The sequence below is a fragment of the Kaistella antarctica genome, from assembly GCF_900109615.1.
In the GTDB taxonomy this organism is placed as follows: domain Bacteria; phylum Bacteroidota; class Bacteroidia; order Flavobacteriales; family Weeksellaceae; genus Kaistella; species Kaistella antarctica.
Genome location: NZ_FOIX01000004.1, coordinates 358965 through 372026 on the forward strand (window position 1 = coordinate 358965; position 13062 = coordinate 372026).

11 protein-coding genes are annotated in these 13062 nt (G+C 41.9%); 3 read left to right on the top strand and 8 right to left on the bottom strand.

Features of this window, described 5'->3' with window-relative positions:
• Positions 1–220: 220 nt before the first annotated feature.
• The gene (locus tag BMX49_RS13235) at positions 221–2776 is read left to right on the top strand and encodes a M4 family metallopeptidase (RefSeq protein WP_034719351.1); all 2556 of its coding nucleotides are present in this window, start codon (positions 221–223) and stop codon (positions 2774–2776) included.
• A gap of 264 nt (positions 2777–3040) precedes the next feature.
• Here the strand turns inward: BMX49_RS13235 and BMX49_RS13240 are convergent, their stop codons facing one another.
• From BMX49_RS13240 to BMX49_RS13260, 5 genes are all read right to left on the bottom strand, one after another.
• Positions 3041–3352 carry a GIY-YIG nuclease family protein gene (locus BMX49_RS13240; protein WP_034719348.1) on the bottom strand — a complete coding sequence of 104 codons (312 nt, stop codon included), beginning with the start codon at positions 3350–3352 and terminating at the stop codon, positions 3041–3043.
• Positions 3353–4745: 1393 nt separating this feature from the next.
• Positions 4746–5339 carry a sugar transferase gene (locus tag BMX49_RS13245; RefSeq protein WP_311316295.1) on the bottom strand — a complete coding sequence of 198 codons (594 nt, stop codon included), beginning with the start codon at positions 5337–5339 and terminating at the stop codon, positions 4746–4748.
• Positions 5336–5953 carry an acetyltransferase gene (locus tag BMX49_RS13250; RefSeq protein ID WP_034719346.1) on the bottom strand — a complete coding sequence of 206 codons (618 nt, stop codon included), beginning with the start codon at positions 5951–5953 and terminating at the stop codon, positions 5336–5338. The genes BMX49_RS13245 and BMX49_RS13250 overlap by 4 nt, the downstream gene beginning before the upstream one ends.
• Before the next feature lie 3 nt (positions 5954–5956).
• Positions 5957–6562, bottom strand: coding sequence for a sugar transferase (locus tag BMX49_RS13255; protein ID WP_034719345.1), 606 nt, complete (start codon positions 6560–6562; stop codon positions 5957–5959).
• A complete protein-coding gene (locus BMX49_RS13260) occupies positions 6555–7703 on the bottom strand; it encodes a glycosyltransferase family 4 protein (RefSeq protein ID WP_034719342.1) in 1149 nt (382 codons plus the stop codon). The genes BMX49_RS13255 and BMX49_RS13260 overlap by 8 nt, the downstream gene beginning before the upstream one ends.
• Positions 7704–9044: 1341 nt before the next feature.
• Between BMX49_RS13260 and BMX49_RS14900 the strand changes: the two genes are divergently transcribed.
• The gene (locus tag BMX49_RS14900) at positions 9045–9170 is read left to right on the top strand and encodes a hypothetical protein (protein ID WP_260242699.1); all 126 of its coding nucleotides are present in this window, start codon (positions 9045–9047) and stop codon (positions 9168–9170) included.
• 57 nt (positions 9171–9227) lie between these two features.
• On the opposite strand, the gene BMX49_RS13265 is transcribed toward BMX49_RS14900, so the two are convergent.
• Positions 9228–9872, bottom strand: coding sequence for a DUF6266 family protein (locus BMX49_RS13265; protein ID WP_034719340.1), 645 nt, complete (start codon positions 9870–9872; stop codon positions 9228–9230).
• Positions 9873–10356: 484 nt separating this feature from the next.
• Here BMX49_RS13265 and BMX49_RS13275 point away from each other — a divergent pair, with 484 nt between their 5' ends.
• Entirely contained in the window at positions 10357–10647 is a 291-nt protein-coding gene (locus BMX49_RS13275; RefSeq protein WP_034719336.1) for a helix-turn-helix domain-containing protein, read from the top strand.
• A 4-nt stretch (positions 10648–10651) separates the two neighbouring features.
• On the opposite strand, the gene BMX49_RS13280 is transcribed toward BMX49_RS13275, so the two are convergent.
• Positions 10652–12028 (bottom strand): phenylacetate--CoA ligase family protein, encoded by a 1377-nt coding sequence (locus tag BMX49_RS13280; RefSeq protein WP_034719333.1) that lies wholly within the window; start codon positions 12026–12028, stop codon positions 10652–10654.
• A 74-nt stretch (positions 12029–12102) separates the two neighbouring features.
• Complete coding sequence (locus tag BMX49_RS13285; RefSeq protein WP_034719331.1) at positions 12103–13059, bottom strand: polysaccharide deacetylase family protein; 957 nt, start codon at positions 13057–13059, stop codon at positions 12103–12105.
• Positions 13060–13062: the final 3 nt, after the last annotated feature.

Genomic DNA, 13062 nt, shown 5'->3' on the forward strand with positions numbered 1-13062 from the left:
TTTCGATTTTCTTTTAAATTAATCATACACTAATTATTGTACTTCGTTGTTTAATATTTGCCATAAAAAGAAACTCTTTTCTCTCCCCGACCCTAAAGGGTGGAAAAGAGTTTCTTAAGATAAGTACTGGATTTTATCTAAAGTCGATGAGAAACTTTTTAGAAAAACTAAATACTGAACCTGTGAAATACATTATATTTGTGTCAAATCAAATATAGTTATGAAAAGAACATTACTTCTCTCCTTATCTTTGGCTTTTTCTAGTGGTTTCGCTCAGGAATCAAAAGAATTAGCAAAGTTAAAATTCCAAACCAACGCCAGCGTTACCATGAGCAAAAGTACTTCAAATCCCAATTTCATTCGGTTTGAAAATCCGGCGGCACTTCAGTTAAAATCAGTGCAAGCCAAAGCGAAAGTTGATGAGTTTTTGGCCGCCAACTTTAAAGCTTTTAACCTGAATTCTTCAAAAGACCTCGTTTTTGTCGAGGAATTTACGGACAGTTATGGACTCAGTAATGTCGTGTACCGACAGTATTTCCAAGGCGTTCCCGTTTATGATGGGATTTTGAAATTTCACTTTAATGGAAAAGGACAATTATCTTCCCTAAATGGAAATACCTTGGCTAATATTAAAGTAAATGCAAACCCAACCCTTTCCCAAGCAGAAGCAGGTGCGATCGCAAAAAACTTAGTGATTAAACAAGGACTTACCCGCTCAAAAAATCCTTTAGGAATTGGAAAAAACAATCTTTTAATCTTCCCTAAAAACTTGGTACAAGGTGGACAGGCAGTTCCCTATTTGGCGTATGAAGTGGAAGTTACCAATAAAAATGAAGTGCGAGAGTTTTTGTTTATTGATGCCCACACGGGAGATTTGGTGGAGCAATTTACAGGCATCCACCCGATCGATCGAAAACTGTATGAAACCAGTAGAAATCCCAGCAATTTAAAATGGAAAGAAGGCGACGCCTTACCGGGACTTTTAGATCAATGGCAACAAAGTGAAGTAATAACGTCAGAGCATGTTTACAATTTCTTTAAAAATGCCTTTAATTATATTTCATTTAATAACAACGATGCCACCATGATCACGGTGAATAATGATCCTGGCATCAGCTGTCCTAATGCGAACTGGAATGGGGTCACGGCCAATTACTGTACGGGAACTGCGTCTGATGATGTGGTTGCACATGAATGGGGACATGCTTATACCGAATATACGAGTGGCTTGATTTACCAATACCAGTCTGGCGCTTTGAATGAATCATACTCAGATGTTTGGGGAGAAACCATCGACCTGATGAACGGCTATGATGACGAGGGCGAGAACTTAGCGATTAGAACGACGACTACTTGCTCAGGAAGCCAACGCTGGAAAATGGGTGAGAAAGCAACGGCGTTTGGAAGTCCGATCCGGGACCTTTGGAATCCAAACTGTAATAATAATCCAGGACGCGTTTTAGAGAGTATGTACTACTGTGGAACTGGTGATTCGGGTGGCGTGCACCGCAACTCTGGAGTTCCCAACCACCTTTATGCCTTGTTGGTAGACGGCGGAACTTATAACGGATACACGATCAGCAGTGTTGGTTTCGTAAAAGCAGCCCATTTGTGGTGGAGAGCTCAGCGAAACTATCTGACTCGAACAAGTGACTTTGCTGTTTTTGCAGATGCTTTAGAAGCTGCAGCGAACGACCTCGTTGGTGTTGATTTACAAGGTTTATCTACGAGCGTTACGGCAGCGGGATTAAGTGGACAATCCTGGGCGGAAAGTGATATGCAAAATCTTAAAAATGCCATCCTTTCTGTACAGCTGCGATCTTCGCCCAATACGCAGTGTAATTACCTTCCACTTTTGAAACCAACGCCTGCCTTATGTACAGACGCTGTTTCGGGAGCCTTATTTACAGAAACCTGGGAAAACGGCTTAGGAAACTGGACCGTTAGTAATGTACCGACCAATCCTGCTTCTTGGGAAAACAGAAACTGGGTTATTAAAAATACTTTGCCTAAAGGCAGAACCGGCAAAGGTATTTTCGGTGCCGATCCTGTTAATGGAAACTGTACGAACAGCATGCAAAACGGAATCCTTCGTTTAGAAAGTCCAGTCATTAACTTCCCTACTTTTACAGCCGGGAAATACGAAATGGCCTTTAATCATTATGTCGCTACCGAAGCGAAATGGGATGGCGGAAATATCAAATATAGCTTAAATGGCGGTACGTGGACGGTGGTTCCAAAAACAGCTTTTAGTCAAAATGCTTATAATATCAATTTAGATGGCACGTCCCAAAGTGACAATCCCATGAAAGGACAAGGCGCCTTTAGCGGAACTGATGGCGGGTCACTCGGTGGAAGCTGGGGACAAAGCGTCATTGACCTCTCCAAAATCGGAGTTGTTGCAGGCGCAAACCTTCAGTTGCGATTTGAAATGGGTACCGATGGATGCAACGGTAACGACGGTTGGTATTTAGACGAGCTTTATATTTACAACTGTACAGAACCGGTCCTGGCCGTGGAAGCTTCCGCTCTGAAAAATGGGGTGCAGGTTTATCCAAACCCAACCGCTGGTTTGTTAACGATTCAAAATAATAAACAATCGAAATTGAACAGTGTTCAAGTCTATTCAGTAACTGGTCAGTTGGTAACGAGTTTCAAATTAGATCCGTCGGCTAAGAATTCGACCATTGACTTAAGTACTTTTGCAAAAGGAACTTATTTAATTAAAGTAAATTCTGACACCGAAAGCAACACGATAAAAGTAATTAAGAAATAGGTTTGGTGTAGAATACAATAGATTATTGATTATCCAGGGAAGTTTACTTTCCTGGATTTTTATTGACTCGTCAGTGCGAGGAGTGAGGCACGAACGACGAAGCAAGCTGGGCTCATAAGTGCAAGTGTTGTTTAAGTTGACAAACTCAATCGAGATTGCTTTAGCGGCTTTCAAAGTAATAGGAGACTGATAATAACGGGAGCCGCTTCGCAATGACAGGAACCTCGTCATTGCGAGGAGTGAGGAACGAACGACGAAGCAATCTCACGAAAAAGGATTCATAATATCGAGTATACTTTCGTACAAGTCAGTCCACTGCGGATTTAATCTGTTGATTAAATCAAGTTTCTTTTGTCGGGAACCACCTTTGAGTTGCCTTTCGCGCATGATGGCGTCGCCGATTTCTTGAAAGGATTCCCAATAGACAAGTTGATCGACGTTATACCTGCGACTAAAACTATTCTGATATTTCTTTTCTTTGTGCTCCAATATTCTTCGTGGCAAATTGGAAGTCACCCCAACATACAGTACAGTGTGCGTTTTATTAGTCAGAATGTATATAAAACCGGGTTTCATTAATCGAAGTTAGGAATAATTACGGGAGATTGTTTCAGCGACTTGAAGAAATCGGCTTTCAAAATAATAAATCGTTGAAAATGCCTTCCGCCGCTTCGCAATGACAGGAACCTCGTCATTGCGAGGAGTTAGGCACGAACGACGAAGCAATCTGGGCTCATAAGTGCAAGTATAGCTTAAGTTGACCAGCTTAATCGAGATTGCTTCAGCGGCTTTCAAATGCGGTCTAATTGAAAATTCTAGCAGCCGCTTCGCAATGACAGGAACCTCGTCATTGCGAGGAGTGAGGAACGAACGACAGCTTGTCCGCCGCGGCGGAAAGTAATCTGGGTTTATAGGTGCAAGTCTAGAGTAAATGGATCAGCTCAATTGAGATTGCTTCAGCGGCCTCAAAATTACAGATAATTGAAAATAATGGATGCCGCTTCGCAATGACACAACCTCGTCATTGCGAGGAGTGAGGCACAAACGACAGCTTGTCCGCCGCGGCGGAAAGCAGTCTGGGCTTTTGAGTGCAAATGTTGCTTACGGTGACTAGCTTAATCGAGATTGCTTCAGCGGCTTTCAAATGCGATCTAATTGAAAATTCTAGCAGCCGCTTCGCAATGACAGCAACCTCGTCATTGCGAGGAGTGAGGAACGAACGACAACTTGTCCGCCGCGGCGGAAAGCAATCTGGGCTTATAAGTGCAATTGTAGGTTACGTGGCGGAGCCTAATCAAGATTGCTTCACCGGCTTTCACAATGGTGTATAACTGAAAAGGATGGTTGCCGCTTCGCAATGACAGGAACCTCGTCATTGCGAGGAGAGAGGAACGAACGACAGCTTGTCCGCCGCGGCGGAAAGCAATCTGGGCTTTTGAGTGCAAGTGTGGATTAGGTTGACCAACTCAATCGAGATTGCTTCAGCGGCTTTCAAATGCGGTCTAATTGAAAATTTTTGCAGCCGCTTCGCAATGACACAACCTCATCATTACTAGGAGTGAGGAACGAACGACGAAGCAATCTGGGTTTATAAGTGCAAGTGTTGCTTAAGGTGACAAACTCAATCGAGATTGCTTCAGCGGCTTTGAAAATACTAAATAATTAAGAACGTTGAGAGCCGCTTCGCAATGACCTACCTCGTCATTGCGAGGAGTGAGGCACGAGCGAGGAAGCAATCTGGGCTTATGAGTGCAAGTGTAGATTAAGTGGCAAAGCTCAATCGAGATTGCTTCAGCGGCTTCAAAATTATAGATAATAGAAAATAATGGGTGTCGCTTCGCAAAGACAGGAACTTGGTTGCTTCAGCGGTTTTCAAAATAATAGGTGATTGATGAGAATGAGGATGAGAATGCGAGTGCAAATAATGAGAGCCGCTTCGCAATGACAGGACCCAGCCATCACTCATCGCTCACCCACCCCTTTCCGCTATATACTTTTCCGCATCAAAGGAAAGGAAGGGCAAGGCGGTGTAAAACAGGAGGGTTAGATCCATGGTGAAGGTGCGGTGTTGGGCGTACCAGTTGTTCAGACGGACTTTATCTGGCCAGATGATGGTATCGTTGTATTGTAAAGGGTTGGGTTGGGTGGAGAGCAGGTGTTCTTCGTCGCGGTATTTGAGGGAAGCTAAACCGGTAAGGCCAGGTTTTAGATTGAGGAGAAGTCGGTCTTTTTCTGGCAGTACATCAGCATAGCCTGGAATGTCAGGCCGTGGACCTACAAAACTCATTTGACCTAAGATGATGTTGAACAGTTGTGGAAGCTCGTCGAGTTTGGAAGCTCGTAGGAAACAACCAAATGAGGTTACTTTTTGGGTCGTGTCACTGAACGATTTAATTTTATAAATGCGAAAGGTTTTACCGTGCTGACCAATGCGATCCTGAACAAAAAGACCAAAAGACTTGGTATCGATGCTGGCAATCATTAAACAAAGAAGTAAAATACCGCTCAGCAGGAGTAGGCTCAGCAGCGCAAAAAAGAGATCAAAGAAACGTTTGGTTATCACTCAGGTTTATTGAATTTAATAATGCGGCCTGGATTACCCACAACCACTGCGTAATCGGGAACATCTCTGATGATGACTGCACCGGCACCAATGATGGCCCATTTCCCAATCGTAAGGCATTGAATCACACTGGCTCCCATTCCGATCTGACTTCCTTCGCCAATAGTACAGTGTCCTGCAACGGCTGCATTGGGAGAAACGTGAACGTAATCTCCTAGCACACAATCATGTTCTACGATACTGCCAGAATTCATTATACAGTGCTTACCCAGTTTAGTTCCTGCATTGACCACGGCTTTCGGCATAATCATCGTCCCCTCTCCTACTTCAGCAAACTGCGAAACATTAGCGGCAGGTGCGATGGCTTTAAAATAAGAAAAGGCATGGGTTTCGACAATCTTTTTCCGAATCCAGTTATTGCCGATGGCTACGATGAACTGATCATTAGGCGTGGGGACGTAAGATTTTGTAGAAATGATGGGAATATTAAGCAGCGTGCTTTCTGCAGGATGATCATCGAGAACGGTGTGTACGTTGATGTTGCTGGATATTAAAATATCTGCCACTACTTTACCATGACCACTGCCTCCAAATAGATAGTATTTTTCCTTCATATTTTAGAAATTACCTTTAAACGCTTCAATTGTTACCTGCCCCTCCTGTGAAATACCCTCTCGTACCAAAACTTTCTTCAAGGTTAAGAACAGTATTTTGATATCTAAAAGTATACTAATATTTTGGGTGTACCAAACATCATATTCAAATTTCTGCTCCCAGCTGATGGCATTGCGACCATTGACTTGAGCCCAGCCTGTAATGCCAGGTCTGACGTTGTGTCTTTGCTGCTGAAAGGCATTGTATAAAGGAAGATATTGGGGCAACAAGGGGCGAGGACCGATTAAACTCATGTCTCCAGTGAGGACATTAAATAATTGGGGGATTTCATCCAAAGAGGTCTTGCGCACAAAAGACCCGAGCGATGTTAGGCGGTTATGATCTGGCAACAAATTACCTTGAGCATCTCTTTGATCGGTCATGGTTTTAAACTTCAGAATGCTGAAAATCTTGCCCTGCAAACCCGGGCGCTTTTGAACAAAAAAGGGCTTGCCTTGATTGGCAAAGAAGAGTCCGACAGTGACGATTAAAAAGACGGGACTTAGCACCAACAAACCTAAAGCAGCTGCAGTGAAATCAAGAAGTCTTTTAAAGAAAGATTTATACATGGTCTGTTTCTTTTTTATAGGCTGCCAACAAAGCTTCCCAAACGACTTGCTGCTCATAGTTGTCTACTACTTTTTTTCGGGCCTGCTGTTGAAGCTTTTGATATAACGTTTGATCTTCCACTAGGAGGCGCATGGCTTTTTCCAGGGCAACAGGATCTTTTACCGGAATAATCAAACCGTTTTGGCGATCCTGGATTATTTCATTACACCCGTTGATATTGGTGACGATACTGGGTAAACCCATGGCACCCGCCTGCAGAACCCCATTAGGAAAACCTTCGCGGTAACTGGGGAAAACCAAGGCATTGGCAATGGCAAAGTAAGGACGAACATCAGGTTGAAAACCAACGGTTATGATATTAGCAGTAAGGTCAATTTCCTGAAGGGTTGCAGGTTTTAAGGCATCTAAATTTGGTTCATAGTGACCGACTAAGAGTAATTTCACTTGGGGAAGGGCTAAGGATTTAAAAGCCGTGATGAGTTCATTAATCCCTTTATCACCTACCAAGCGCCCAATGAAAATGAAGACAAAGTCATCGGTTTTTAGGTCTAGTGTGTTTCGGAGGTTATCATTGTCAAGGTCGGAGAAATGAAGGGGGCTGAAATAAGCAGTATCGATGCCATTGGAGCTTCCGTTGGCGATGACTTCTAATTTGTTAGGTTTACAAAAATGGTTCTGCGTAATGATTTCTTTTAAACCGAAAGAATTGGGGTAGACTTTGGTGGCAAAGGAATAGGTTAGCTTTTCAACAAAGTTCAAGACCTTTCTTTTGGTTCCCGTAGCTTCTAATAGGGGCAAGCCAGCAACGGTGTGAAAGCGGTGGGGAACTCCGGCTAAAAAAGCAGCCATCATACCGACGATGCCGGCTTTTGGGGTGTGGCTGTGAACAATTTCAGGTTTTTCTTTTTTTAAAAACTGATAGAGCTTAAAAACCGCAGTAAGATCTTTAAGGGGAGAAATGGTCCGGGTCATCTCGAGATGATGGTACTTCACGCCATATTTTTTGGTTACCCTTTGGAGTTCTTTGTCATCAGCGGATATGGCAGTAACGTCATAGAACTGATTCATGTATGTAAGTTGATTACCTAAGAGTTTATCCAGGGAAATTGGAACCGTAGTAATGCGGATAAGTTTTTTCAAGGCTAGGTATTAGATTGGGCAAAGATAAAGTTTTATCTGATTAAAATAAAGGTTAAAGATTGATGGTGCTGGTTGACTGGTGTTGGCGCTTTTCTAGCCGCAGAAGCAATTTCGATTGAATTTTGTTACTTAGTTTATAATGCATTATTTGAGTTGAGATTGCTTGTCCGCCGCGGCGGACAAGCTGTCGTTCGTGCCTCACTCCTCGCAATGACGAGGTTACGTCATTGCGAAGTGGCGGATGGATTTAGCAATTGGCGAGGATTATCTAGCCGCTGAAGCAATCTCGATTTAACTATGTTACTTAGTTTATAATGCATTAGTCGAGTCGAGATTGCTTCGTCGTTCGTGCCTCACTTCGCGCAATGACGTGGACTTGTCATTTCCGAAGTGGCTGACAGACTTATCAATTGGCGAAGTGTTTTCTAGCCGCTGAAGCAATCTCGATTTAAACTTTGCAATTAATCCGCAAATATTATAAAAGATCTGTTGCTACAATGAAAATAGTTATATTAATGTGTTTTAATAATACACAATATTTTTTATTAAGTCCTTTTGCCTTGATGCAAAAGAACGAAAAAATCAAGACTGGATCGTTTTGCTAAAAAACTACAATTTCTTCTAAGAAAATCCCCAAAACTCGGGCGGAATGATTGATTCCATATCAACTCTAAATTTTTGCCGCCACTCAAACAATGGGAATTTTTAGGAGTTGCTAGGTGAGAAAGTCAGTGGGAAGAAATTGCAATTTTTATTAACGCAAAATGCTCCTAAGTCTTTTTGAAGGCACGCTAAGTTGGCGATATTGCTTTAACACATGAGGACAAGCTGTCGTTCGTGCCTCACTCCTCGCAATGACGTGGACCTGTCATTGCGAAGTGGCAGATGGGTTTAGCAATTGGCGAGGATTTTCTAGCCGCTGAAGCAATCTCGATTGAACTTTGTTGCTTAGTTTTATCATGCTTTACTTGAGTTGAGATTGCTTCGTCGTTCGTGCCTCACTCCTCGCAATGACGAGGGGTTGGTCATTGCGAAGTGGTGGGCAGCGTTATTAATTGGCGAGGATTTTCTAGCCGCTGAAGCAATCTCGATTGAACTTTGTTACTTGGTTTATAATGCATTACTCGAGTCTAGATTACTTTCCGCCGGGGCGGACAAGCTGTCGTTCGTGCCTCACTTCTCGCAATGACGAGGGTTTGTCATTGCGAAGCGGCGCTAATCCTTTTCAATTATGTGTTGTTTTGAAAGCCGCTGAAGCAATCTCGATTGAACATTGCTGCTTAGTCTATAATGCATTACTTGAGTTGAGATTGCTTCGTCGTTCGTGCCTCACTCCTCGCAATGACGAGAATTGTCTTACGCCGCGGCGGACAAGCTGTCGTTCGTGCCTCACTGCTCGCAATGACGAGGTTTGGTCTTGCATCAATCATCAATGATCATTCATCATTTATTGGTGCTGGGTGGTGAGTGCTGGAGTTTAATTAATAAAAAACTTCTGACAAGTAGGTCAGAAGTTGGTTAGGGTTAGGTGATGAGGACGGTGCCGGCGTAGGAGGACAGGGAGACCAGCTTGAGGTCGGCGGAGCGGAAGGCGAGCCAGACGTGGAGGGTTTTGCCCTGGAAACTGGGTGCGAGTGGAATCGTCACGGTGGCAGCGAGGCGGACGGCGACGTTTTCCATGAAGGTGGGTTTGGAGTCACCTTCGGCGATGTAGAGCAATTGGACGGCATCGGTTTCGCGGAGAGGATCTGCATTACTGTTTTCAAACCAGGTTAGGTCAAACGTGAGCGGTGTAGCGGCGGTTAGACCGGTCGGCACGGCACCCAGCAACGAGCCACGCGCAAATTCAATTTCAGAATAGGTTGGCGTAATGACGTTGAGGACATAGTCGAGCTTGAAAGCGTAGAGGACATTGGTCATGGCCTGGTTGAAGGGTGACTTCATGCCCGACCGGGTACCGAAATAGATTTTTGCAAATTCTTTGTAGGGCAGCATGAAGTCGTAACTTTTGGTCATGCGCGATTGAATAAGCAGTTGTTTCGCCGTAGCGGCTTTGGTTCTTTTGCGGGGACGTGCGCGCAAAATTTCATTTCCTGAAACATTGGCAACCACCAGGCGGCCAACGGTGCCGGAGGAACCCGACAGCAAGGAATCAATTAGTTTTCCCATAGCGTTAAGTTTTAAAATGTTAAAAAAATTATTTAGTCTGACAAACGTAGACCGCAGGTTGGTAAGTTTTGCCAAGCGTTCCGAAATCTTCCGAAATCTTCCGTTTTACCCCCGGACAAATACCAACTTAGAGGGTGAGCTTGGGGTGGTTAAGGGGCGCGCGAGGGGTGGCGAGGGGGATTGCGGGGGAGATCGAGGTATCGTTCATCGTTGATCATTGATCTTTGATAATTGATGGGTAATGGGTAATGGGTAATGAGTAATGGTAAGCGATCGTTTATGAGTGATCATTGATCATTTATTAATGATACATAGCTTGCTTTGGGGGGATGCGTGTATTCGCCCTAAATGCAGGGTGGTTTCACCCTAATTGAGTTTTGGGGTTTTATGGTTGAGAAATAGTTTTTAACTTCGGTAGCCCAAACCGGCAAATTTAAAATCTAAAACAATAACTCTATAATGTAAAACTATCAACCTTACTATCATGAAAACTCCACCCCTTTTCAGCGAAGCTCAATTATTGCAGTGGCACGAGGAACTCGAGGCGATGCACAAAGAATTAAGAAACGGCGTTGTACCCCTGACCGCGGCTAATGTATTAACAGAGCAAGACGTGTGTGCGCTGCTTAAAGTAACGAACCGCACGGTGAGGAAATACCGAAAGCAGCAATTTATTGGCTATACCAAAATGGCAGGTACGATTATTTACTTTAGAAACCTGCTATATCTGGATTTAGTACGGCTGTATTATTTGAATCGCTCCAAGCAGAAATGATTAGTTATTTTTCCTCGGAAATAAGATGCTTGACATTGTTCTTAACCATTCTGAACTTCCCGCTTTTTTCGGTTGGGATATCCTCTACGTATTGAATATCCAGAATCATTTGGTCTCCTATCCTATCTCGCCAGTTTTGTATCAACTGTTTTTCGACTTTTTCTGAAAATTCTTTATCGTCTTTCATGACTTTGACTACAATTTGGTTGAGGTCATCCTGAATGGCCTGAAATTTTATAATTCCTTCCGTATCTTTCAAAGTATTGGAAATATTGCCTAAATTAATTTTGCCGTTTTCAGGGGAATAAATATAGTCATCAATTCGACCTAATATTTCTTTCACCAAAGGATTATGATTACCGCAAGAACAAGTTTTGGACTCATTTTCCAAGGTGATAGAATCTCCGATGTCATACCGAATCAACGGAGTACCTTCGGTGGTAAAAGAGGTCAGGACTAATTTACCTGATCGAGTTGGATTGTTATTTTCATCTAATACTTCGAAAACGCCACTTTGCAGTTCCAGATGTAAATTACCATTGCTGCATTCAATAATAAATGGTGCGCCTTCGGAAGAGGCATATTGGTTATACATTTTGGTTTTAAAGAACGATTCTATGACCTCGTACATCTCTTCTGTTAATGTTTCTGCCGTGGGGAAAATAGCCTTAACCGTATTCGCTGGAAAGACGATTTTATTTTTCAAGCCAAATTTTGCAATTTCTAAAATGCTGGAGGGAAAACCCACTAAGTATTCAGGTTGAAATTTTATTAAATCTTGAACGTAAGATTGTAGATAGGCGTCTTTGATGTGAAAAGTAGAATAATAACGAACTTTATAAAGAAAATCGGTTTTCCAAAACCGATTTTGCCGAATATCTTTATCTGTTAGTAAATTTTTACCCGAAAACCAGGCCGTTTTTTTGCCTAATTGATAGCCGAAACGATTTCGAAAGTCATCTAACATCGCAAATCTTTCCTGCATATTGTCGTTCGTAAAAAGAACCTCTAAAGATTTTCCGGTTGTACCTCCAGTTTTAGAAACAATGCCTGTTGCTTTAGGCACTGTAAAAATATCGGCGATATTTTTCCTTAAGTCTTCTTTTTTAAGAATCGGCAATTGGTGCAGTTCTGATAAATCGACATCAGGATAATTTTTATAGAAAGCAGAACTGGTTTTTGCGTTCTTTAGGAAAACAGAAAACCGTTCTTTTTGCGTGGCTTTTAATTGCGCCAAAAATAATGTTCTATTTTCTTTAAAAATAGTTCTGAACTTCCGATAAGAGCCACCGTAACGTTTTTTGTAGGCGAGCCAATTAAAAATAGTGATGAGTAATTCCTGGAGAAAAACAGGAGATATGGCATATATTTTATCTTTCATTTTTTACTATATTTTAAAGAAATATTTCATAAAATTTAATCGAAACACAAGAGTTTACTAATCACTAACAACGTCTATCGTTGAAAATCCCCCATATTTTTGGAAGAGAAACCATACTGTTTGTTAAGTATTTTATAATATTCTAAAATCTCCCGTAACTGAATCATATTCTGCTGAGGAAAGGAGCCGAAATTATGGGGATGCCACCATAAGTGGTAATTCTCCCCTTTTTTTGCTGCTACAAGCATTTCTTTTTTAATTCTATTCATCTTTAATTTTTGGATCGATTTTTCTTTTTGTGAATAGGGTCTAAAAAAGCGACTTGCAGGCAACAGAACCACGTCTTGCTCTTCTTTTATGTCTGAATTTTTAAAAGAAAGCTTATTACTAATAGGAAGTAAAGTATCCAATGCTCTCGCTAGTGGAATAAACTTATTATTCATTTTCCAAAACCAGACATCTGGATTGGTTCTTATCACATTATACTCGTTATCCTTTAGTAACTCTAAGTAACTAGTGTTGTATTGGTTACGCGGGAAAACCAAAGAAGTCAATTTCTTGGTAAACTTGCTTTTTGCAATCTTTTGGGTTGCTTGCAAATCTAGGTCGAATTCTTCCTTTGTTTGTCCTTCTTCATTACAATAATAATGGCTAAAAGTATGGCTTGCTAACTCTTGTCCTGGTGTTTTTATAATTTCTTGTATTAATGAATAACCAAAATGAAAAGGATCTGTGCCTTCATCAGGTCCTACTACATTATTTCTAAAAAGATTGAAGTAATTAAGATTTTGATTGAGATAAGAAGGTTCTTTTGGCGGAGAGAAGGACATTACTTCTTCCCGTGATGAAGCAAATAAAAACCCAACTGTAGCCCAAGTCACTCTGATATTATATTCTTGAAACAATTGAAGCATTTCTAAAATGACGGTACGCGTATTTAGGAAATATTCAGATTTCTCTTCTAGGTTCCATACTTCGGCACCACCCCAGTGAAGTTCAAAATCTAATGATATGATTAAACTGCCTGCCATTTT